22 protein-coding genes, 1 tRNA gene, 1 pseudogene and 1 other annotated feature are annotated in these 21,973 nt (G+C 64.5%); of the genes and pseudogenes, 11 read left to right on the forward strand and 13 right to left on the reverse strand.

From position 1 onward, the window contains the following. Positions 1 to 138 precede the first annotated feature (138 nt). Both GBZ48_RS18345 and GBZ48_RS18350 read left to right on the forward strand, forming a co-directional pair. Complete coding sequence (locus tag GBZ48_RS18345) at positions 139 to 444, forward strand: response regulator (protein ID WP_174472311.1); 306 nt, start codon at positions 139 to 141, stop codon at positions 442 to 444. 1,399 nt (positions 445 to 1,843) lie between these two features. Further along, positions 1,844 to 2,926, forward strand: coding sequence for a type II restriction endonuclease (locus GBZ48_RS18350; RefSeq protein WP_246307278.1), 1,083 nt, complete (start codon positions 1,844 to 1,846; stop codon positions 2,924 to 2,926). Positions 2,927 to 2,945: 19 nt separating this feature from the next. Here the strand turns inward: GBZ48_RS18350 and GBZ48_RS18355 are convergent, their stop codons facing one another. From GBZ48_RS18355 to GBZ48_RS18370, 4 genes and pseudogenes are all read right to left on the reverse strand, one after another. Next, positions 2,946 to 3,407, reverse strand: coding sequence for a hypothetical protein (locus GBZ48_RS18355; RefSeq protein WP_174472312.1), 462 nt, complete (start codon positions 3,405 to 3,407; stop codon positions 2,946 to 2,948). 113 nt (positions 3,408 to 3,520) lie between these two features. Further along, a pseudogene (locus GBZ48_RS18360) lies at positions 3,521 to 4,246 on the reverse strand (IS3 family transposase); the annotation flags it as partial. Beyond that, positions 4,026 to 4,142 (reverse strand) — a sequence feature (AL1L pseudoknot). Its footprint overlaps the pseudogene before it by 117 nt. Positions 4,247 to 4,286: 40 nt before the next feature. Then, positions 4,287 to 4,457, reverse strand: a complete 171-nt coding sequence (locus GBZ48_RS18365) for a hypothetical protein (RefSeq protein ID WP_174472313.1) — start codon at positions 4,455 to 4,457, stop codon at positions 4,287 to 4,289. Between the two features lie 630 nt (positions 4,458 to 5,087). Beyond that, complete coding sequence (locus tag GBZ48_RS18370) at positions 5,088 to 5,438, reverse strand: helix-turn-helix domain-containing protein (RefSeq protein ID WP_174472314.1); 351 nt, start codon at positions 5,436 to 5,438, stop codon at positions 5,088 to 5,090. Positions 5,439 to 5,561: 123 nt separating this feature from the next. Between GBZ48_RS18370 and GBZ48_RS18375 the strand changes: the two genes are divergently transcribed. The 3 genes from GBZ48_RS18375 (at position 5,562) to GBZ48_RS18385 (ending at position 7,179) form a co-directional block, all read left to right on the forward strand. Further along, complete coding sequence (locus GBZ48_RS18375; RefSeq protein WP_174472315.1) at positions 5,562 to 5,855, forward strand: SH3 domain-containing protein; 294 nt, start codon at positions 5,562 to 5,564, stop codon at positions 5,853 to 5,855. A gap of 38 nt (positions 5,856 to 5,893) precedes the next feature. Next, positions 5,894 to 6,580 (forward strand): hypothetical protein, encoded by a 687-nt coding sequence (locus GBZ48_RS18380; RefSeq protein ID WP_174472316.1) that lies wholly within the window; start codon positions 5,894 to 5,896, stop codon positions 6,578 to 6,580. 113 nt (positions 6,581 to 6,693) lie between these two features. After that, a complete protein-coding gene (locus GBZ48_RS18385; RefSeq protein ID WP_174472317.1) occupies positions 6,694 to 7,179 on the forward strand; it encodes a hypothetical protein in 486 nt (161 codons plus the stop codon). 84 nt (positions 7,180 to 7,263) lie between these two features. On the opposite strand, the gene GBZ48_RS18390 is transcribed toward GBZ48_RS18385, so the two are convergent. Together GBZ48_RS18390 and GBZ48_RS18395 are read right to left on the reverse strand one after the other, a co-directional pair. Continuing rightward, a complete protein-coding gene (locus GBZ48_RS18390) occupies positions 7,264 to 10,287 on the reverse strand; it encodes a DotA/TraY family protein (RefSeq protein ID WP_174472318.1) in 3,024 nt (1,007 codons plus the stop codon). After that, entirely contained in the window at positions 10,278 to 10,832 is a 555-nt protein-coding gene (locus GBZ48_RS18395; protein ID WP_174472319.1) for a hypothetical protein, read from the reverse strand. Before GBZ48_RS18395 ends, GBZ48_RS18390 begins: the two co-directional genes overlap by 10 nt. A 134-nt stretch (positions 10,833 to 10,966) precedes the next feature. Here GBZ48_RS18395 and GBZ48_RS18400 point away from each other — a divergent pair, with 134 nt between their 5' ends. The 5 genes from GBZ48_RS18400 (at position 10,967) to GBZ48_RS18420 (ending at position 14,230) form a co-directional block, all read left to right on the forward strand. Beyond that, a complete protein-coding gene (locus GBZ48_RS18400; protein WP_174472320.1) occupies positions 10,967 to 11,347 on the forward strand; it encodes a hypothetical protein in 381 nt (126 codons plus the stop codon). An 82-nt stretch (positions 11,348 to 11,429) separates the two neighbouring features. Beyond that, positions 11,430 to 12,467 carry an HIRAN domain-containing protein gene (locus GBZ48_RS18405; protein ID WP_174472321.1) on the forward strand — a complete coding sequence of 346 codons (1,038 nt, stop codon included), beginning with the start codon at positions 11,430 to 11,432 and terminating at the stop codon, positions 12,465 to 12,467. A 62-nt stretch (positions 12,468 to 12,529) separates the two neighbouring features. Further along, positions 12,530 to 13,006 (forward strand): hypothetical protein, encoded by a 477-nt coding sequence (locus tag GBZ48_RS18410; protein ID WP_174472322.1) that lies wholly within the window; start codon positions 12,530 to 12,532, stop codon positions 13,004 to 13,006. A gap of 223 nt (positions 13,007 to 13,229) precedes the next feature. Continuing rightward, positions 13,230 to 13,323, forward strand: a tRNA-Ile gene (locus tag GBZ48_RS18415). Positions 13,324 to 13,801: 478 nt separating this feature from the next. Beyond that, the gene (locus GBZ48_RS18420) at positions 13,802 to 14,230 is read left to right on the forward strand and encodes a hypothetical protein (RefSeq protein ID WP_174472323.1); all 429 of its coding nucleotides are present in this window, start codon (positions 13,802 to 13,804) and stop codon (positions 14,228 to 14,230) included. Positions 14,231 to 15,512: 1,282 nt separating this feature from the next. On the opposite strand, the gene GBZ48_RS18425 is transcribed toward GBZ48_RS18420, so the two are convergent. Together GBZ48_RS18425 and GBZ48_RS18430 are read right to left on the reverse strand one after the other, a co-directional pair. Next, entirely contained in the window at positions 15,513 to 16,712 is a 1,200-nt protein-coding gene (locus GBZ48_RS18425) for a hypothetical protein (RefSeq protein ID WP_174472324.1), read from the reverse strand. Positions 16,713 to 16,778: 66 nt separating this feature from the next. Then, complete coding sequence (locus GBZ48_RS18430) at positions 16,779 to 17,381, reverse strand: hypothetical protein (RefSeq protein WP_174472325.1); 603 nt, start codon at positions 17,379 to 17,381, stop codon at positions 16,779 to 16,781. Between the two features lie 477 nt (positions 17,382 to 17,858). On the opposite strand from GBZ48_RS18430, the gene GBZ48_RS18435 reads away from it, so the two are divergent. Next, a complete protein-coding gene (locus GBZ48_RS18435) occupies positions 17,859 to 18,635 on the forward strand; it encodes a metallophosphoesterase (protein WP_174472326.1) in 777 nt (258 codons plus the stop codon). Positions 18,636 to 18,757: 122 nt separating this feature from the next. On the opposite strand, the gene GBZ48_RS18440 is transcribed toward GBZ48_RS18435, so the two are convergent. From GBZ48_RS18440 to GBZ48_RS18460, 5 genes are all read right to left on the reverse strand, one after another. Then, a complete protein-coding gene (locus GBZ48_RS18440; RefSeq protein WP_174472327.1) occupies positions 18,758 to 18,961 on the reverse strand; it encodes a hypothetical protein in 204 nt (67 codons plus the stop codon). Positions 18,962 to 19,100: 139 nt separating this feature from the next. Further along, positions 19,101 to 20,819, reverse strand: coding sequence for a DEAD/DEAH box helicase (locus tag GBZ48_RS18445; RefSeq protein WP_174472328.1), 1,719 nt, complete (start codon positions 20,817 to 20,819; stop codon positions 19,101 to 19,103). Beyond that, the gene (locus GBZ48_RS18450) at positions 20,816 to 21,154 is read right to left on the reverse strand and encodes a hypothetical protein (protein ID WP_174472329.1); all 339 of its coding nucleotides are present in this window, start codon (positions 21,152 to 21,154) and stop codon (positions 20,816 to 20,818) included. The genes GBZ48_RS18445 and GBZ48_RS18450 overlap by 4 nt, the downstream gene beginning before the upstream one ends. Next, positions 21,151 to 21,444 carry a hypothetical protein gene (locus GBZ48_RS18455; protein WP_174472330.1) on the reverse strand — a complete coding sequence of 98 codons (294 nt, stop codon included), beginning with the start codon at positions 21,442 to 21,444 and terminating at the stop codon, positions 21,151 to 21,153. The genes GBZ48_RS18450 and GBZ48_RS18455 overlap by 4 nt, the downstream gene beginning before the upstream one ends. After that, entirely contained in the window at positions 21,441 to 21,821 is a 381-nt protein-coding gene (locus tag GBZ48_RS18460) for a hypothetical protein (protein ID WP_174472331.1), read from the reverse strand. Before GBZ48_RS18460 ends, GBZ48_RS18455 begins: the two co-directional genes overlap by 4 nt. Positions 21,822 to 21,973: the final 152 nt, after the last annotated feature.

A 21,973-nucleotide genomic window follows, 5' to 3' on the forward strand; every position in this document is an offset into this window, starting at 1 on the left:
GGTTTCGACCTTCCAGCACTGTCGGTAAGCTCGCTTGCTGGCAGCATCCCCTGGGTCATTGAGCAGGCGGTGCATCTTATATCGGTACGGGATGGTTGCGATGACCTTGATCGAGCGCCGCAGACATCAAGGCTGCGGTTGATTGACGTCTGGCTGGCTCATGGTTCGAGTGGCCTGACCGCCGTGCGGCATTTGACCGACCGGAACGGCATTCCCGTGATCGTGTGCAGCGGGCATGCAGCCGCCCAGGATGCGCGGACTGCCGGTGCCATAGACTTCCTGAAAAAGCCGTTCCGGCTCTCTGACTTGGAATGCGCGTTCGCAATGGTCATGGAAGCGGAAGCTCTGGCCGACCCTATTATGACCGGTGCGAAGTTGAAGCTGTTGGCAGCACATGCGTTGTCACCTGCCGGTCGATACATCGCCTTGCGGCACAGGCCTTGAATCCGTGGGAGCAAAGGGGGCATCGGGTGCGTCAAGCGCGGACAACTCGGGAGTTGCCTAACCGTCAACGGCCCCTCTTTAGAGTCTATGATTCTACCGGTTTTCCCAAGATAAACCGTTGATATAAACGAAGAAAATTTATACCGCACCGCAGCATTCTGTTCTGCGGCCACCTTTCCCCCTATCCAGCGAGCTTCATGCAACGGGCCGACGAGGGCTTTGGACATCACAATGTGTCGGGTTCCAGCCCATTCGTCGATGCACAGACACGCCACTCCGGAGGAGGCCTTCCCACCGTGAGCAGAAGGTGGTCTTACTCGAGCATGGTCGGCGTGCCCGGAGGACGTCGCTGTCGGTCATCCAGTAGATCGGCATGGCGTAGCAGCATCGCCCAGGCTAGTTCATAGTCACCCCAGTCCGTCATCTCAGGCGCTCTGCGCCACAAGCGGGCCACGCAATCCGGGCAGAGCGTGACGATCTCATATATCGACCACCAGTCCCGTCCATCCAGAGCATTGGGTCCGAACCATACCTGGTCCGGCCGACGACCGCAGCGTGCGCACCGGTCTACCCTGGGTCCGCCCCGACATCGTGAGGCCTTCTGTCGGCCGGGGAAGCTCATGGCGACGAGACCTCCTCGATGCAGACGCTGGGCCATCCCGGACATCTCTAATTTGGCGTCCCAGCAGCGACCTTAAATGCTGCTTTTCACGGGATCCAGGACCAAGCGCTCGTATGCGGTTAACCTGACCGATGCCGGATTGAGACTGCGCAAGGCAACCAGCGCTGCGTCCAAACCTTGTCCGAGGGGCAGTGCTCTTGCCAGCTTGCGGCCAATCTGTGCCAGCCAACGATTCCATGGGGCGTGTCCGAGGGAATCGGGGCCGCCATAGCCATGGCCATGGCTAGGATCCGCAGGTCCTGGGCTCATTGGCAGCCGAGTTTTCTGGAGTTTTCGAGATTTTAGAAAACTGGACTAAACTCCCTATACACGAGGCCCTCTTCAGCCACCCTGCGCTCGTTGGGCGGAGGCGATCAGCCGCGGATCCTGCCTGATCTGTTGTGATTGCCATGTATCGTTTTGTGCTGATGGGAGAGGGGTACGTGCTGTCCAAGTTGCAGCTGCCGGGTAATCCACACCTCGACGATTGCGCCTCGGCGGTCCGGTGATCTACCTCGGCCGAGTGTGGACTTTCTCCGGGGAACGGCCTTGTCGGACGCGATGCGCACTCTGATCCAGCGGTGGCGGGAGGATCCCAATGCCACCTACCGCAGCTGATTTCTCTGGGAAGAGCGCGTCAAAAATTTCCGCTCGATCCGCCGCGGCATCCAGCAGGTCGTCACCGACATCGAGGCGGGCACCTTCGGTAACGCCTACCAGGGCTCGTCGCTGGAGACCGTGGTCCACTCCATCGCCGAGCAACGCCAAGTCTTCAAAGGCGCCGACCACGCCCTTTTCTGGAAGCCCAAGCTGCGCATCCCGGACATCTACGAGAACGCCGACAACCAGCGCGCCTTCGGCCGTTTGCTCGACACCTGCGTCTGCTGCAACGCCGAGGCCCAGGTCCTCGCCGCCATTCAGCAGCTGGATGCCAAGCAGGTCAAAGGCCTCGGTCCGGCCGTCGCCAACCTGTTGTATTTTCTGCACCCGACCATCGTGCCGCCGTTCAACACCGCCATCGTGAACGGCTACAACGCGCTCACCGGCGCCAAGGTGAAGCTCGGGAAGTGGGACGAGTTCCTGGCCATGCGCCGGGGCATCCTGGCGCTCAACGCCGAATACCGCCCCCTGCTGTCGAACGACCTGGGCGCCATCGGCGGCCTGCTGTTCGATGTTGGCTCCGGCCGGTACACCCCCCCGCCGCGGGAAGATGACGCGGCCGCTCGCGCCGCCTGGGAAGCCGACTTTGCCAAGGTGCGCGAGGAGAGCGCCAAGGCCTCCAAGGCCGCGGCGGCGGAGCGGGAAGGGGACCGCACCCACACCGAGATCCAGGGCTGGCTGCGCGACCTTGGCCAAGCGTTGGGCTACGACGTGTGGATCGCGTCGAACGACCGCGGGCGTCCGTACGACGGCGGCAAGCTCGGGGAGGGTTGCCTCGAGCGGCTGCCCGAGACCATCGAGAAGGCGCCCGGCGCCGACGCCGTCCGGCTCATCGACGTGCTGTGGCTCGACCGGGGCAAGGCGCATGTTGCCGCCGCCTTCGAGGTCGAGCACTCCACTTCGATCTACTCGGGCATTGTCCGCATGCTCGACCTGGCGCTCGGCACCCAGGCCCACGCCCTCGAAGGGATGTTCCTGGTGGCGCCGAATGGCCGGGAGGACGAGGTGCGTGCCCAACTGGCCCGACCGGCGTTCAGCCGCGTGGCCGACCTCCAGGTGCGTTACCTGCCGTACGGCGAATTGGAGTCCCATCGGAAGTCGATCGCGCGGTTCAGCTCCGGCATGAAGGCCATCAACGCCATCGCGCAGACCTTGGTCTGAGCGGATTGCAGTTCCGGCGTCAGTGGCTGAACTCACCCCTCGCCATGGCGAGGTGGTGCGCCTGGTGGTGACTGCCCTGGGCCATGACGCCGATGAACCCGAGTCCGCGGATGCGCGCTGTCTCCTTCGGGGCCGCCGCGGTGACGGTCAGGACGACGCCGTTCGTCGTCGGCTCCGTCTTGGCGGTCCAGCCGTTCACGCCGTTGATCTCGTGGGCGTGCGCCGGGACCATGCGCCGGATCGCCTCCAGGGTCCGCCCGTCGCCGGTGACCGCATACGTGGCTCCGCCGTCGAGCGGCGTCGCAACAGCCTTCGCGTTGAGCGTGAGCTCATTCATGTCGACGAGGTGCTGGCGCAACGCCTCGATGTCCACCTGGGACCAGTCCGTGCCCGGGTCAGCCTCCAGAATGCGGACGATCTCCTGGATGGTGCCGAATGCATCCTGGCCCGGCATCGTTGGGACCGCGCTGGGCGGCGACATGGGCGCCTCGGCATGATGAGCGGCGTGGTTCATCGGCAGCGCGGTCTGTGCAGCGGCGGTCCCGCTCCCAACGGCAACAATGAGGGCAAGGGCGGCGGCGGTGGCCCTTCGGGCTCGGAGTGATGGATGAGGCCGCTGCCCTTTGCCGGTCGGCAGTCGTGGAGCGCCTGCTCCAAGGCGTCCAGAACGAAGCTGGCGTGGGCGGTGCGCGACACCCGCCAACCGAGCCCGAAGGGCCAGCGCAGCTACGATGCGGCGGGCGAAGGCGTCAATGACGAAGGCGACGTAAACGAAGCCCTGCCAAGCACGGAATTCCTGGAACTGCCGCTTCACCCGGTCCAGCGGACAGGGTGCTGCCCGGTTGCTGATCGCGGTGCGCACCGTCTTGCCGCGTGTCGCGCCCTTCAGGCCCCTCTGCTTCATCAGTCGGGCCACCGTGCAGCGCGCCACGTCGAGGCCCTCCCGCCGCAACTACCGCCAGACCTTCCGTGCCCCATAGATCCGGAAGTTTTCATCCCAGACCCGCCGGATTGCCAAACTCAGCTCGGCGTCGCTCCGCGAACGGGCCGACGCCCTGGACGGATTGACCTGCCGGGCGGCGTGAGCGCGGTAGGTCGACGGGGCGATCGGCAGCATTCGGCAGATCGGCTCGCCCCAGTGGACAGCGCGGTGTGCGTCAATAAAGGCGATCATTTCCGAAACGGGCGGTCGAACTCCGCCTGGGCGAAATACGCCGACGCCTTGCGCAGGATCTCGTTCGCCTGGCGCAGTTTCCGGTTCTCGAGCTCCAGCGCCTTGATCCGCTCCTGTTCGTCCGTCGTTGGGCCGGGTCGTTTTCCCGGGCGCAAAAGTGTGGATGTCTACACTTTTGCCCTGCCATCAGACCACTGGCTCGAGGCCTGACTTGAGCGCCAGCATGTCGAACGTTTGCCCGGGCAGCAGGCACAGCGATGCCTTGGCCAGCAACTCGCGGCGCCCGACGCAGGGGCAGCCGTCGTGGACAGCCGAGCCCCCGACGGTGTGCCGGTCAACGCCCAGCTGGTCTGCCATACCCTTGGCTGACCAGCTTGGGGATGTTCCGGGCCTGCGATGGGGGTGGGGCTGGCATTTTTCCTGGTATCCCTCCGTTTTGCGCGCTTTTCGAAGGGGTGGAACAGGGCAATCCGCCATCTCTCCCGATTGTCAAATTTGGAACAATCCGGCCAAACCCGCTGGTGGTTGCTGTTTTCGGAACGGTGCTCGCTATCGAAGGCGCGAGGCGCGAGCCAAGCAAGGGCAATGCCTCGCCCTGGAAGAACCACGGGGGGCGGGGGGGGCTCGCACCTGTCTGGCGGCGGAGGCCTAGGCACACCCCCGCCCGTCCCAGGGACACCGGCGCCGAAGTCCGAGCCGCAGAGGGCGAGGGTGTGGTGGTGGCCTCAGAAAAGGCCGCTGCTATCGAAGGCGCGGAGCGCGAACCAAGGGCCTGGGACCTCGAGCCTGGCCCCTGGCAAAAGTATAGACGTCTATACTTTTGCTGGTGCAGGTTTCATCTGTCGGTGACGTGCACCAAGACGTCGGCAAGGGCCAGCGCGTCGGCTGCATCGGCCAGGGCATTGCCACGGTCAGCTGCTGGGGCCTCTGGGCCGAGGCGCCGAGGCCGACGGCCTGGGCCAGGGCCGCCTTGGATACGTTCTCGGTTCAGGGCACTCTGCGACCTTCTTCTTGGCGAAGCTGCGCAAATACCTCGGCCTGTCCGACCAACACCTTCAGATCACCAGTCTCCAAGACATGCGCAGCAGAAAGAAGCCGCGCCTCAAGAGCGATCCTGACTTGGTCGGGTTCTGAACCTTTGTCGCCGATCAGCAGGCTGTCGGTGGTCGTGCCAAGCACGCGTGCGATCCTGACCAGGGTGTCCAGGTCTGGGGCGTGCACATCTCGCACGTAGTTGCCGTAGCGCTGCTCGCTGAGTCCAGCCCTTCGGGCAATTTCCGCATCGCTTAGCCCGAGTGCCTGCGCACAGGCCCGCAATCTTCCACCGAATCCTTCCATGAGGTCGGTGTGCCCGCGGTTTGCCGTTTGGTCTATAAAGACATCCTTGATGACAAAACAGGATTCCTTGTGTATGAAACGTTGACGGCAACTCAACCCGAGGCATGTATGCGGACGCTCCTCATGTCGATCGCCGCGATCACGTTGGCGACATCACCGGCCATGGCATTCGAATGCCCTGTGGGCAAAGGCGCGTCCGTCTATGACGGAGTGCCTGGAGGCAAGCTACGCACCGAACCGCGGGATGATGCTCGCATTATCAGCGGGCTGAAAAATGGAATGGCCGTCGCAGTGCTCGAGGTGAAACCGGCCTGCCGCCTTCCCCATGGCTGGGTTCGCGTCGACCATGATGGGAAGAGTGGCTACGTCCGCGAGTCTGATCTCAGGCCTCGTATCCGTCCCGAATGGAATAACTGAAAACATACCTGTAGTTCTGAGCCAGAGCATAAGTGGCAATGGCTTACTTGGTTGAAAGCACTGTCTTCTGGAGAAAAATAGGTATGACGGCTCGCTCTTATACATTCACTGTGAATGACGTTGACTTCGAGTTCAGCGTTACCTCCGGAACAGTGCTCGGAACAGATCAGAGAAGCGACACAAAGGTATGGGGCGGTGGTGGAACGGTCATTGTCGACGGCACCGGCGGTGGCAGAACGAACATCAACTCGCAGATCGATGTGGTGCGTGACTTGTGGCTACGCGACGACAATGGCCAAGAGCATCACTTTAGATTCAATCAGGACATCCCTCTCAGAGAAGGTCATCACGTCCATTGCATTTTTCTGTCGGGCAGAGACCTGAATGAAAACAAGAAATTCAGCGCTGCATACTCTGTTTTTGACTCTTCGGTAAATAAATGCTGGCATCTCAATGGTGTTGCTGAGGCCGTAAAGATGCCAAATTATGTGAGCATAAATGACTGGCTTGTAGGTTGTGCCCTCCTGCTGGTTTATGGAGTGGGCGTTCTTGTTCTCGGGGCGCTCATCTATTTGCGGCTTTCAGGTCGCAAGTCGACCGACGGAGCCAAGCGGGCACAGCTTGACGTCCTCTCCGAGATAAAAGGACATCATCAAAAACTAATTGATGATTTGTATGCTACGCAACAGAAGCAGGAGCCAAATGTAGCCGTAGCATTCTCGTGATTTCTTCCTAAATTGGAAACCGAGACTTCACATGCTGAAGTCGGAGCTCACGAAAGACAGTGTCTGGGTTGTATGCTACCCCGCCCGGCCGCTACGTATTGGAGGTTGACTCAATGTTCGAGGGCAACAATAGCGGCATCTATTTGGGCGGCATGATCCGCAACTACCACGTTTCTGAGGCGAACCGGCGTGCCGCGGTGCGCGCGCAGGCGAACTTGGCGGAGTGGCGCGATTACGCCGCCGAACTCGAGGGCAAGCTCGACTGGCAGGAGAACGAGACCAAAAAGGCCAACTCAGAGATCGCGAAAGCCAACATTATGATCGCCGAGCGTGATGCTCGAATCGCCGCGTTGGAGGCCGAGGTTGCCCGGCTGTCTAAGGTTGCCCAAGATTCCCAAATGGAGGCTGAAGGCCGCTTGGCCCAGTTTGACGCTTTTGCCGCGCAGCATCCGGACAGTCCGCTGATGGCCGACAGTGGCAAGCGCTTCAAATCGGGCAAGATTAAGACGAAGGCTCGCTTGATATACGAGGCGGCTTTCGATGCTCATGGCCGGAACAAGCTCGGCATTTCGAACCCGGCGGACCGTCGAGTAGACTGAGATCCGCCGGGTCCCGAAGTTAGTCACGAAACGGGGGCGAGTGCGCGCCCCCGTTCATGTTTTGGCGTCAGCCGTAAGCCAAGCTCACCGGTCTCGATCAGTGTTGGTGCTCTCAACCTCGGCAATGCTGCTGCCATCCCCAGCCGACGAGGTTCCGCCCTCTGCGTTCGCCGATGGGCGCTTGTCTGCCGCTGCAAACGAGCCCTCGGCGAGCTTCGAGGCGCCCGACACGGATGCTGCTGGCGTTGACGGGTCACCGCCTTCGCCGCCTCCGCGGCGGTTTGGCTTCCCACCGCCGTCGCGCCCGTCACCATTGCCGCCGGGTCCGCCCGCGGTAAACGCGGCGTTGGTAACGTGGGCGCCGCCGCGCTGAACCATGCCGACCACAGCACCAGCGATACTCGTCGAGTTGCGGTGCGTGTCCTGGTCGAGGTCGTCGACACCGGTCAACCGGCTCACCATCGCTGGCACGCGGTGCACGAGCTCCATTGTGCGCATCGCTAGCTGGTAGTGCAGGTACATGAGCAGGCACATCAGGCCCAAGATGCCCGCGACGCCGGTGATGTGGTTGCCCTGGGCTGACGACATCGCCAAGCCGAACGTCGAGTTCAGGAACCCCGCCATCACGCTGAACACCATCGTCGACAAAAATAGACCGAACAGTAGCAGCGTCGGCCGCATAGCCCCGCCGAGCAGCATTGAATAGAACGGCTTCTGCTGCGGCCCAATGAGCTCGTCCCCGTCCATGCGCACGTGCATGAAGGCCGCCAAGGGCGCTGCGATGACGAACTCGACCGCGAATGACGCGCAGCCGATGATGGCGAAGAACCAGGACACGAACGGGATCATTGGAACGATGTAGGCCTCGACGGTCCCCAAGATCAGCATGCCGCCGATGATAGTCATGATTATCGGCGAGCCGACACGAGCGAGCTCCAAGAAGCCCGACTGAGGAGCCGCGGTGACGTTCGAGATCCCGTTCTCGCCAGCCTTCTCGGCCGTCGCCAAGGCTGCGCGGATGCCGCCATACGTCAGGAGAGCGGCTTCACCGGCGATGAGGATCGCTTGCCCCTCGCTCTGAATCGTCGCCATCGGGTTCGTCTCGTCGAGCGGGAATCTCCCGGACACCCACCTGGCCAAGCCGTTGATTGGGCTTTTGAAGACCCGCTCCACGATGTCGCCGGACTCCGTCATGCCAAACGCCGCGGCGGCATTGCCGTTCTCGAGTGCGCCAGCAGATCCCATGGCGCCGATCAGCACTTGAGTCAAGTCGATGGCGCCTTGGAGCTCCTTGTCAGAGTTCCCGAGCCGCCGCAGGTCGGGGCCGTGGTATTCCGGCAGACCGGACTGCGCGTGATCGAACGCCGAGGCCGACAGCTGGACCAGGGCGGCGTTGATAGCACCTGCCGAGGCCCATCCCAGCTGCACCGACTGCGCGATGAACTGCGCCCGAGTCTTGGTGTCCAGGGCGTCCGCCATGGTCTTGGCGGCCGCGATCAGGTCAGCGTTGTACTTCGTCGCCGCCTCCCGGACTTTGCTGTACTGATCCTTCATCGCACCCAGGTCCGGCGCGATGAAGGATCCGATCATCTTCGCGCTGACGATGTTCTCGACTAGGCCGGAGGAGCGGATTGAGGAAATCAGCTGGCCGAGCAGCTGCGCGCGCGCCGCGTCGAACGCCTTGATCGCCGGAGCAACGACAGTGTAGTCGACCATGCCCTGCTCGCCGACCGGAGGCACGGCGTCAGGGCTAACCGGCAGTTTGACTGCGCCGCAGAGGGTTCCATAGTCCCAGAGCGCGCCACCGTCGGCGGTTGGCTTGGACTGGATGGGAACCGCGGCCGCCGGGCGGTCCTCAGAAAACGGGTTGACCTTGTAGAGCCAGAAGGTCAGGCCGCTACTCTCGACATTAATTTTTTTTGCCACCACGAACTTTGCGCAGACCTCGTTGGTCAGGATCTGGGCCATGACTCGGTCGCCCAAGTCGACGCTGGGAGTGGCCACAACGGCGCTGGTCGGCGCTACTAAGTTGGCAACGTAGATCGACCACAAGCCGTCCGCGAATGCGTAGCCGCCCATCAGGACCTGGACGGCCAGCAGTTGCGCCATGCAATACCCTTTGACCGGCGCCAGCGAGGCCACGCCGAGGCTGATGCGGATCGGCGCCCACATCGTGTTCCAGCGGCCGCCCAGGACTTTGCCTTCGTGGGCCGTCGCCGCCGTGCCGATGATGGTGTGGACGCTCATCATGGCGGCGGCGATGAACAGGATGACCGAGTTGAACATCTGGAACAGAGGACGCAAGCTGTCGGTCCCAACCGTGCTGCTGCCGGTGGACGCCGGATTGCTGCCTAGGACGCTGATCGCATCGGGGAATAGCTTGCTCAGCCACCGCATGCTCAAGTCGTTCGCGTGGATGGCCGTTTGGAGCCAGGTCACCGCGGTCCCGATGCTGCCGGACGCCGAGCCGGAACCGGGCGGTGGTGTCTGAGCCGTGGCCGTGCCTGGATCCAGCAACCAAGCCCCGGTCCCGGCCAAAGCAAGGGCGGTTAGCAACGCCGACGGCGGCGCGCCCAACCATGCTGCCGGATCCTGCAACCAGGCGCTGAACGGCACCAAAGCGCGGGATTTGACTTGGTAGAGCCAGAACGAGGCTCGGGCCAGCCGGGCCAGGATCAGGGTGCCAACCGTGATGACAGGCAGCCAGCCGAGGAAGGGCAGAGCGGCTATCCAGCGCGGCTGCCCGGGGGCTACCAGCGGAATATCGAGCAGAAACCACGAGTTGGGCGCGATGATCAGGTACATCATGTAGATTAGCGCGAGCGCAAACCATGATGTGAACCGCGCCTGTGCTGCCCTCTCGACCACGTTCAGGTCGGTCTCGTATGCCTGCGCCACGGCATTGAACAGAATGTGCGGGTCGGCCTTGGCCACCGGCTCGAATCCCGGATCCGCAGCCTCGCGCTCGAAGGCGCTGTCAGCCAGCCGCGCGACCGTCTTCGTGTCCACGGCGACTTGATGGGCCGCGATCTCGACCGACCGTCGGCCGACGGTCGGTCGCACGAGCAGACCGAGCGCCTGCTTGGCCCGCTGGGCGTTCATTTGCATGGCGTGCTCTCCTTGAAGCTGCGGGCGGCTCGGACGTGGCGGAAGGTGGCGCGGCCGCCCGCGGCGGTCAGGACGGCGAGCAGGACGGCGAGCTCCAGAGCGGAGTCCCACGGCATCGCAAGGCGGCTGGTGAGCGCCTGGGCGAGGCCGACGACCAGGATGCCGCCAAACATCACGGTGAGCGCGGCATCATTGGCGGCTTCCCGCCAATGAGCCGCTACCGGCGCCGGAGCCACCGGGTCCGGCGGCAGCCCGCGGCGAACCCGGATGGTCCGGCGGATGGCGGTCGCGGCAATCACCGCCCCCCGAATCACGGCCGAGAGGGCCGCGATCACCGGCAGGATGGTCGCGATGAACAGGGCGTGGGCTCCGACGAGGGCGAGCCGTAGAGCTTCCGGCGGCATCTCAGCGCCGCCGATCTGCGCCGCGAAAATTCGCAGATAGACATCGCCGTGGTCTAGCAGGAACACGGTGAACGCGATGACGATGATCAACGCGGCCGTCGCGGTATCGCGCCAGACGCCTGACAAGTATTTTGTCAACATTTTTAGCCTCATGGCGCCCTCTGCGATGCACGAACAAAATATTTGACAGCGAAAAATTCGCATATCCCAGCGTTGATCGGGGTGTTTTCATAAGTCAATAATGAAGAATACAATTCTTCTTCCAGAGGTCCGCGATGGATAATTTGTTGACGATGTTTGGTGAAGCTCGGGCCATGCTGCGGATTGAGGGCGACACTTATCAGCCGAGCCCATCGACTTCTGAAAAATACATGAGGTTTTACGAATCCCGCATGAGCGGCCGTGACATCTGGCCGCCGCAGACCCGGGCGGCCGCAGTTTGGAGGAAGGCGGCGCTCCGGCACGGCGTCGTGCGTCGGCTGCGCAGGGCTTCAGAGGCCTTCGAGCAGGCGCTGATCGCTGGCGACAGGCAGTCGGCAGAGCGGCTGGGCGAGGACGTCCGCCACTTTCTCGAGGTGCTGTACGCGAACCCGATCGCTCGGCCGGGCCGTCGGGCGGCGGCCGTCAACCCGGTGCTCGAGATGCCTGTCGCGTGAGCGTGTTCCGAAATTGGGCCGGACAAGCCTGCTCCGGCGCCGCGCCCCTGCGGCCGCCGCCCCTAGAAGAAGGAGAACGATCGTGGCTGAGCTCATCGAGTCCGTCGCCGGGCTCCAATTCTACCAGCTGCCGCTTGTGGCCGAGTCCTTGCAACAGGGCATCCGACTGCGTTGGCAGCGCGACCCTGACAACTGGAGCGACCGCAACGCAACCTCGCTCTGGCTCGACCGGGCCGAGGCTGTGGCGTGGGAGATCCTGGAGCTCATCCCCGCCAACGAGCCATGCGAGACTTGGCAGATCGGTCACATTCCACGCGGCCTTGCCGCCGACTTGGCGCCGTTGCTAGACGAGGGGCACGGCATGGACGTGTTCGTGCACGGCGGCACCAAGGACGGCGCCTGGTCCTTGGCCGTGCGCCTGGAGGGCGCCGCGATCGACGTCGTCGCGCCGGTGCGCGCCGCCCGTGCCGCCGACGCCCAGGCCGAGGCCGCCGCGGTGCGTGCCGTCGAGAAGCTGCGCAACGAGATCAACGAGGGGCTGGACCGCGTGAGCCGCCGATTCCTCGGGTGGGATGGCGTCCTGGTCGAGCTCGAGAAGTCGTGGACGGATCACCGCGGCCGCCCGCACCGTGCGACCGACACCGCCTGGACGCCCAGGGCGAGACAGGATTGGTGGACCGGCGAGCAGGTGCGTCGGGCCGACGAGGCCATGCGGGCGCCGCGCCGGGCGGCCGCCACCGCCGCCTTCCAGCCGATCATCGACGCGGAGATCGCACGTAAGGAAGAGGCGCGGGAGCGGCGCCGCCAGCGGGCCGCGGAGAGGCGGGAGGCCGGGCGCCGCGCCGAGGCGGCCCGCTTGGTCGCCCGCTTCAACGAGACGGGCAGGCCGGTGGCGTTCTCGCGGGGCGTGGAGCCGTACCTGCCCTGGCTGCGCCGGAACGACATCGAGGCCCGAGGCATGAATCCGGAGCACTGCCGCATCGTCGCCGAGGGCACCACGGCCTACAACACGCCGCTCTACCTGTATCTGCCGGAGGTCGACCAGGAGCGGGTGGCCGCCGGGCCGAAGCGCAAAGCGCCGCGCGCCGCCGATCCCGACGACATGCCGATCCCGTGGTGATCCTTGCGCCGGGCCCCGGGCCCCGCCGATGATTCCAGGAGCCACCTGTCAGGAGTTCCACCATGATCGGAGAAGTCGTTCACGGGTGCCGCGTGCGCTTCCGCGAGAGCGTCGCCAAGACTATGCAAGCCCGCACACGCGCGGCCGTCACCGTTCAGCACACCGGCGTGAATCGCGTCCGCTCGTTATTCACCAAGGGCAAGTCCGCAGTCCTGAAGTCGCTCACGGCCAAGGACATCGAGATCGCAGTGCCGGACGGCCGCGACCTGGTGGCCGCTTGGCGTGGTCAGCGGGACCGGCTGCCGGGCGCCGTCATGCTCGAGGACGCCGTGTGGAACCGCGACCCTGCGGTGCCGCCCCCTCCGCCGAGTGTGCCCGACCTCTCGGACTTCGTGCGCGAGCTCTGCCTCAGTAGGATGGTGCGCAGCCGGTTTAGTAGTTGTCGGCAAGAAATGGGCGGGTATCGCCCCGCCGAGCGCGAGCTACCTCAATGCGTCTGGCCGCGCGGTGGATTCGTCGACGCAACGCGATGTCGGTGAGGTCCAACTGGATACCGTTCCTCTCGGCTCGTGTCCGGAGGCGCCGGAGAAACACTTTGAATCTCTCTGTCACGTCGTGCGCGTTCACTTCGATCACGCGTCATCTCCCGGACTGAAGCTCTTGCCAACGGCAGCGGTGGCGGTATGATCTGCGGCATGGTTCACCTTACCCTCATACGCCGTCGCTGACGACGTTCTTCACCCGGTCTTCGCCGGGCGTGATGGGGGTGTAGCTTAACGGTAGAGCAGGCGGCTTTATACACCGCGGAGCGCCAGATCAGCGTACGATCCCGGTTCGAATCCGGGCACCCCTACCACCCATGATTCAACTAAGCATCATTTGGCATCCGGCAGCGCACCAGCCAACTGATCGACATCCTCCGGGGCAACCGCAGCACTGCCGCGTCCCCAGAGCCACTACCCCGGATCCAGCGGACTTCAGATCGTCGTCGATGGATCGCGCGACATGATCGAAAGATAGGGTTCCAAGCAAATCCGGGCGCGGCATCAGGCCGATGCCGACAAGGGTGGACCGGATCATGTTCTTCAGCATGTGCTTCACATTACCGACGACGGATCTACGGCGTCGCGGTCTCCTCCACGTTTCGAACGTTGGTAGTACACAGCCCCGGTCGAAGAACCGGCCGCAAAAATTTAACCGCCAATTTGACATGTCAAATTGTGCGGGCTTCCCTCATACTGCATCTATGTTCCAGTTCCCCTCGAGGGGTTGGCCTACGGGCCGCGGCACCGGCCATCTGGCGGTGTCAGACCATCGGACCTCCAGGGGTACTCATGTCCACGCCATCGCTCAAACTGCTCGCCGCCGCCTTTGCCACGCATCCGCTGGTGAAAAGCGCCCATGCCTGGGAGAAGGCGGGAAAAACCCGCGTCTACGTTGATCGCGTCACCTCCATCGACGGGCTGCGCGTGAACAAGGTCACTATGTTTTGGGATGCGACTACCGGTGCTTTCGAACCCGCTGGCGGCTGGGATGGCGACCTGGCGGCGGCCCTCACCGCGATCGCCAAGGCGCCCGAGGCCGCCCTCGCCGAGGGGCGGTGCCGCCAAGTTCTGCCGCTGCTCCTGAAGTTCGGCCGCGACCGGAGCGACGACGGCATTATTCGGGCGCTCGACGACTTGGCCGCCGAGGAAGGATTCCAGCCCCTGAGCCGAGGACAGGCGCTGGCGCTCATCGAGGTCGGGCGGGAAGGGACTCCCTGAGCGTGTGGGGTCGACCAGAAACCGGCACGATATGTCTTGTCGATGCCGTAACGCGCCAGCCGCCTCCCCTCCATGCTGCACCGTGACCAGGAAGAGCAAGTTTAACGCCGCATCACTGGGCAGTGGTCGCCGACATCAGCGGCGTACCCCGCGCCGCTGAATGAGGCCCGTGCAGGCGGATACGTCGCCTGTGGGGCCTGATTCGTTGATAGCGTTACATCGCTGGGGGGTATGACCGCACGGCGTTTTTGCAGCCTGTTCAGAGCTTAGAGAGGCCTGATTTCTTAGGCACTTGATGGTTTTTTCGTGGCTCTACACTGGCCTTGAGAGTGTTCAATCGGGTGCATGATTGCCTCAATGCGTTACGTGTTGAGGGGGATGAGTGCACGCAAGTGCGGCGTGGCTGTGGCGACATCGCCTGCGAATAAAGGGCACGGCCTTTCGTCTGCCTGCCTTCCACACCCGAGACCGGCACGTGCGCCATGTCGGTGGGGCACTACGGGGGACCGGAACGGCGCTGCGCGCCGTCCTCCTGAGCCGGTCCGGGGAGCCAGGCTGGAAACCTTGGCTCCCCTAAACGAGCCGATGATTCGCCCTGCTCTACGTTGCCGTTGGCTGGCGCGAGTGGACGGAGAGGGAGCGCTGGCAATCGATCCTGAGGATCCAGGAACACTGGATTCGCTGGCGTCCGTCGCCCCGGCGACGTCCCGAACAGGCAAGCCTCTGCCTGCGGCCAGCGCCCTGTCTGCCGAAGCCATGCTGCGGGCCGAGGGATCGACCGGCTCAGGCCTTATTTCGGCGCGTGAGGCGCTTGGTAGCCGCGGGAGGCTTCCTGCACCACCGGGTCCGCGACAGCCTTAACAGTGCCTCCAGTGGCCTCCACAGCTCTCCTGGCCTCGGCGATGGCAACGGCCGGTGCGGGCCGCGGGCCTGGGCTTTCACCAGGGCGCCCGGCATCTTTCATAGCGGCGTGGGCCAAGAGGTTGACGTCCTCGCCCAGCGTCCCGCCGACCGCCCGGAGTTTCCACGCTAGCGCCGACAGCATGGCGACATCCAGCAGACCGGCGACCACAGCGTGGATGATGTGGTCGACCGCTGCCGTTTGACCCGCGCGGCGGCCGCGACGTGCGGGGCATCCGCAGCGAGGATAGGTGCCCATCCTGCATCCTGCCGGGAGGTGATCGCTTCCGAGCGAGACGACAGAACCGACATCCGGCACGCCGCTCTGGATACGTTTACGGTAAAGATCGCTCTAAAGGGGGCGCATGCGTCCCAGATCGATTCAGGCGAGCGCCTCGATCAGTTCCCGCAGGCGTCGGTCCAGGCTTGGAGGCACACCGCCCCACTGGAGGGCAAGACATCCCCCTTCGCTGCTGACCGGGTGAGCTTGGCCGTTGAAGCTCAAACCCGGCAGACCGAGGGCGACGAGATCCACCGGATCGGTTGCCACGTCCTCGTTGTCAAAATCCGGCACAAGGAGGGTGTTTTCGACGCCGCCGAACTGGAGTGAGACCGGAGTGATCGCACCGACCCGAGTGACCACCGCCATCGCCGGGCCGACGATCACCCGGCCGTCCACTCCAGGCTCGACATCGACGGGGACGACCAGATGGGCGTCCCGTCGGTTTAGGCGGAGCACCAGGGCACCGGCCGTTCCACCGTCGGCGCGCTCCCACTCGACGACCGTCGGGCGGTTGTTGTCCAGCCGGTAGTGCAGCAGTTGGCCGAGGATGGGAGCCCCGGTGTCGGCTGGCGTCGGCTCGGCCACGGTGACCAGACACTCTCCGCCCGTAGCCTGGAGGCGTTTCCAGACACCGTGCATCAGCCAGCGGTCTACGACCTTCGGAACGGTGTCGTTGCGGTACAGAGCATCGGCCAGGAGTCCCCAGGGACGGTTGCAACCCTTGGCGCTGCGCGGCATCGGGCCGCCGAACGTGCCGATCGGCAACGGAGGGCCGTCCGGCTCTCCAGGAGCCGCCCAATCCGACACGTGGCGCCAGTCCAGCACGCGCTCAAGGGTGCGCCCCTCCTCCGACTGCGCCCAAAACCGCTGAGCGACATCGCCCATCGCGAGCAGGGCGACATCGCTCTGGGCGGCGTAGACGGCCCAGGTCTGCTCCACCTTCTCCGACGCCACCACATCCTCGACCTCGTAGCGCAGGGCCGTCCGGATCGAGATGGCGCTCGTCTCATGGACCCGGCCAGGCATCGCGTCGTCGAGGGTGGCTTCTTCCAAGGATCCCCGGAGGGCGCTCAGAGCCAGCCTCCAGGCGATCTCCGGCAGGCGCGGCGTGGCCGCGGCGATCAGACCGTCGTAGCGACGCAGGATGTCGCGCAGGGCGTCCGAGCGCTTCTTCTCCCCGGTGCTGCGGGCGTCAACGATGGCCAAATCCAAGGGCTCCACCCGCACGTCTAGCCCGACCTGTTCGGTCCCCAGTTCGCGAGGGCGGCCCATCTTGCTCTTCCCGGCTTCCATGGTCACTGCGGTCTCTCCTTGGCTCAGGAGGAGGCGGGCGCCCCGGCGGGCCCCGCCCCGGTCCTGGTTGCGTCAGCGGTTGTTACGGTTCTCGATGGCCTGGGTGATGGCGTCGCGCGCGAGCTCCTCGAGTGCGTCCCGGAGCTCGTCGGCGTCGTCCTTGAAGATTGCGCGGTCGCCGTAGGACACCGTCACCGCGATCTCGCCGTCGTCGCAGTTCTCGTCGGCAGCGCCCAGTTCGACGCCGAGAGTCAGCCCGTGATCGTTCCCGCCACCGGCCCAGGCCTCCCAGCCGCATTCCTCAAGGCCGAAGATGAGGTGCTCCAAATATTCCTTAGGCAGGCTGCCGGTGCCCTGCTTGCCCAGCGCATAGATGCCATCGAAGGCAATCGCACAGCCGCGGCCAAGGTCCAAAAGGCTGAGGGGCTTGGTGACCTGCACCCCATACTGTTTCGACCTGCCGACAAGGACGATCTCGAAGGCATCGGAGCCGAAAGCATAACGCTGGACGACTGGCACCCAATCGTCCAGTCGGGCCACTGGTTCCCGATCTGCGGCCATCTCACCGGCCAAGGACGCCAGTTCGGCATCGGTCGGCCAGTCAAGCTGCACGCGAGGGAAGGGCGACGTGGGGAGTTTCGCCGGTGTCTGAGTCGGATCGTCGCCGTTGATCATAGTGGTTGTCCACCTGTCGATGGGAGTGTCGGGCCAAGCGAAAGTATGTTCACTTTTTGTTCTTACTGCAATAGGAAAATAGCTCCGGTGCACGTGAAAATTGCTGAGGTCCGAAGCCGCTCCGTTGCTGCTGCCGGTCACCGCCCGGCCCGCCGCTGAAGGAACTCTTCCCACGCCGGGTTCTCGCTGGCGGCCGGTGCGACGATGCCTTTCTGGGTCGATGTGGTTCGGGATGCAGGCGTGGAGGATCGAAAGGCTCCAAGGGTCACTGTACCGGGGCGGGTCGATGGAAAATCCGCTGGGCTCCGGCCGCCGGGCTTGGCAATATCCGCGGGCGCATACCGGCAAGCAGGCCGGGCAGGGGGGCGAGATGACTCGAATAGACGACATACGCGAGGCACGAGACGCGCCCTGAGGTCGCCCGATCCGCACCGGGGCGGCGGCCTGAAGCCGTGCTCACCGACCCGGATTTCCAAGATGCCGCAGACCTATTTTACGGCCGACACTCATTTTGGCCACACGAACGTTATCCGCTTCTGCAACCGTCCATTCGCCGATGCCGAAGAGATGGACGAAGCCATGATCGCGAACTGGAACGCGGTCGTCGGCCCGAAGGACGACGTCTTCCACCTCGGCGACTTCGCGGTCCGGTGCGATCCGAAGAAGATGGTCAACATCTTCAGGCGCCTGAATGGCCGCAAGCACCTGATCATCGGCAACCACGACAGCGGCGCCACCATCGCGCTCGCCTGGTCGTCGCAGCCCGCTCACTACCGTGAGATCTCCGTGGAGAAACAGCGGATCATCCTGCTCCACTACGGGATGCGTGTGTGGAACGGGATGAGGTACGGGGCCCTGCAACTTTTCGGTCACTCGCACGGGCGCTTGCCTTGCTGTCGAGCAAGCCTGGACGTTGGTGTCGACAGCTGGGGCTACACGCCGGTGACCCTGGCGGCAGCCCGGGAGCGGCTCGCGCTGTTCGAACCGGCCAACCTCGAGGTCGATCCAGCGGGGCCGGGCGGCGCCCTTGGCGTGCCGCTGCCCAGGCCACCGGTGGAGCACCCGAGCGAGGAATGGCTCCTCGAACTCCACGAGGCATGGAGCGGGCTGTGCTCCGGTCAGCTAGGGTCCGAGGACGCCGTCCGGCAGGTCGGGCTTACGTCCGTCGAGGAACTTGCGGCGGCCGCCGAGAGGGCTGGGCTGCCGTCGTGGGATCGGTTCGACAGCATCCACGATGAGGCCAGAGGGCGGTGAGATCTTCTGGCGGGACCTGAAGATGCAGACAGGTCGATGCCGTTGAGATAGGGATCTCCTCAACGGCATCGAAATTGCTCAAGCCACTCGTTCTTGAGAGCAATTCCTATAAAGCTCCAACCTTATTCGTCTGGTTCGGGGCACGCCCTGTTGAACAATTCGATGAGCGCTGTCTCACTCTCGGAGCCTTCGCCGAACTCCGATGCGTTTTCTGAAAACATCTCGAGTTCTGTCCGGACTGCTTCGATGTATCCTTGATGAGCTTCGTCATCGTCCTCGGTGTCCCACTCTTCGGGGCGGTTGCTGACGTTCGTCATCGCGACCATTAGATCTTCCTCTTGCGCGCGTGAGAGAGGTCCGAAGGCTTTGACGCGGTTCAGCACAGAGTCATCGTAGTGGTATGTCGTTATGATCTTTCTCCGTTGGCAGGCCGCCGTTCCGACAGAACGGCGGCATTCGATCCGCTTAGACGGCGAGGGACATCTCGGGCGCATCGCCGGGTTCGGCTTCCGCGTCCAAGGCTTTCTCGATCACCCCGCCCTTGGCCGCGACGGTCTTGGCCATGGTGGCGTCGAAGCTCCCATCAAGGACGAGGTGCTGGACGAGGACGGCATTGCGCTGCCCGATCCGGTGCGCCCGGTCCTCGGCCTGCTGCATGATGCCCGGTGTCCAGTCCTGCTCCGCGAAGACGACGGTCGAAGCTGCTGTCAGCGTGATGGCGACGCCGCAGGCTCGCATGCTGCCGACGAAGATGCGTTTGCGGCCCAGCTGGATGTCGTCCTGCGCGTCCTGCCTGTCCTTGTCCGAGGTGTCACCGGTGATGACGGCGGCCTCGTGCCCTGCTTCATGCAGCCCGTCCACTATTCCCGCGATCACGTCGGAGTGGTGCGCGAACACCAACACGGCGTCGTTCGCCGATGCGAGAACGCCGAGGAGGTGTTCGATGACCTGTGGGACCTTGGCCACTGCGGTCGCGTGCCGCAGGCGCGACATTTCTTGGAAGGCCGCGCTGCGCCCGGCTCTGAGGTTGGCGACCGCCGCGCGATAAGCCGCCTCGTGACCTCCGGCTCTTGCGGCCTCGACAGCCGCCTTCAGGCGCCCTGTCTCACGCTCAGCGGTGTCGAGGGCCCGTCGCTCCGCTGCGACGGCGCGGTTGAGGCTGGGATTATCGCAAGGGATCTCGACAACCGAGATCTGCTTCTCCGGCAACTCGGCCAGCACGTCCGCCTTCAGCCGACGCACCATTACCGACTTCCGCAGCACGGTCTGCAATTCGTCGAGGTTGCTGGCCCCGCTGGCGTCGAACCCGAACTTGGTGTTGCGCCCGTCGCAGTAGCGTGCCGCGAACCTGTAGTAGTGGCTGGCCTCGCGCACGCCCATCGCGTTCAGAATCGGGTAGAGCTCGATCGGCCGGTTGAGGATCGGGGTGCCGGTCATGAATAGCCTCCGGCGCGCCGGGATTGGCGGCTGTCCCTTCGCACCGAGCGCCGCCTTCGTGCGAGCGGCCTTGCCGTCCTTGAGCGCGTGGGCCTCGTCGAAGACAGCGATGTCCCACTGCACCGACCGCAGACGATCGCCGAGTTTCGAGAGGATGTCATAGTTGACCACGATGACGTCCGCCTCCGGCCACGCCTTCGTCGTCGCGACGCCGACGGTCAGCGGCCGCACCAGCCACTTCGCGAGCTCACGGCACCAGTTGGTCAGCGCGATCTTCGGCGCGACAACGAGCACGCGGAGGCATGGCCGGTCGCCGAGCTCCGAGTTGATGACGCCGATGGCCTGGATCGTCTTCCCGAGCCCCATCTGGTCCGCGATCAGCACGTCCTTGCGCAGCATCGCGTAGGCTATCCCGGCCCGCTGGTAGGGCAGGTAGGCCAGCCCGGGCGGCACGGGGATCTCGATGTCGGCATCAACCGCCCTGGATGCCGCGATCGTCGCCGCAGCCACCATTTCGGCCGCCCGGGTCGCAGCCTCCTGCGCCAGAGCGATGCGCTCGATCTGCTCAAGCGTCGCCTCATCGGCGTATTCCGCCAGCGCGCGGGCCTTGCTGGCCAGCCTCGTCGACCAGGTGCGGGAGCCTGGCTCATAGTCGAACCCAGCACCCTTGGGGATGTGCCGGGTGTCGTACCCCCCGTGCCAGCGGAAGACGGGGACGGTGGGTATGGTGTCGTAGCGGAGCTTCATGCTGCACCTTCGCGGGGCATGTTGATCATCAGGTTGCTGTGCTCGGCTCTGGTCTGCCAGGAGGGCGGGGCCAACGCGATCGCCGCGCGGACCTCCGACACCTCCGCGGCCGTCATTCCCGACGGGAAGGAACTCTTCAATTCGATGAAGAGCCTTCGGGCTCGTAGGACGTCATTCGCGTTCGGTTCGTCCGACGACACCGAAAGGACCAGTTCGCCTCGCACCCATCCCCGCCCGGCGGCGAAGGTTAGCGCCCTGCTCAAGTCGAGCGTGTCGAGGCCCTTGAGCCCGGCGCGCCAGAGCTCCCAGGCTGCTTTTGGGGAAAGGGCACTCATGCTGCACCTCGCTGGGCTTTCCGCATCTCCGCGACCGCGATGGCTTCGGCCGCAGCGGCCGCCTCGGCCATCGTGGGGGCGGTGCCACGGGCGATGGGGCCCAGACCCCCTTCGTCGCGCCAGCGCTGGACTTCCCAGCCCCAGTGCCCAGCGGGCACGATGCCCCAGTACCGGCTGCGCGATGTGCCCCGCTCGAACCGGTATCCCTGGATGACGTAGCCCTTTCCGAGCAGGTGGAAGAAGAGCTCGTCGGTGATGATGGTGAGGTTGTCGTTGCTGGTCTTCTTCATGGTGCGCTCCGTCGGGCGAGGCCCATTGCGTCGATGTCGTCGATGGTGAGTTCGTGGGAGCCAGCCGGGGCGCCCGCCAGCGGCAGTCGCGGGTTCTCCGTCATCTTCAACGCGAAGGTCTCGGCGGCCCTGGTGAACGTGACGATGGCGTGCTCGTAGAAGGCGCGGGCCGACTTCGAGCGGACGTCGACGAAGGTCTCGCGCATGAGGCAGCGGATGACGCTCCGGCCGTTGATGCGCGTGTAGCGCCCGGCGTTCGTGAGCACGATGTCCAGCCGCCTGGGCTCGTATCGGCGACAGATGGCGGGCGGCCTGGTCTCCACGACGAGAACCTGCTGACCGCCGGGCATCGGGCGGGAGTGGAGAATGGTCGGCATCGGTCAGCCCTCCTGCCTGACGAGGCTGATGGCGACACGGTGGGAGGTGAGGTACGCCCGGACATCGTTGGCGAGGCAAATCGTGGTCGCCCTTGAGAGCCGGACGTAGGGCGCCCCGTCACCCTTGCGGCGTTTCTTGCGGAGCGCCTCCT

The organism is Azospirillum melinis (assembly GCF_013340935.1).
In the GTDB taxonomy this organism is placed as follows: Bacteria; Pseudomonadota; Alphaproteobacteria; order Azospirillales; family Azospirillaceae; genus Azospirillum; species Azospirillum melinis.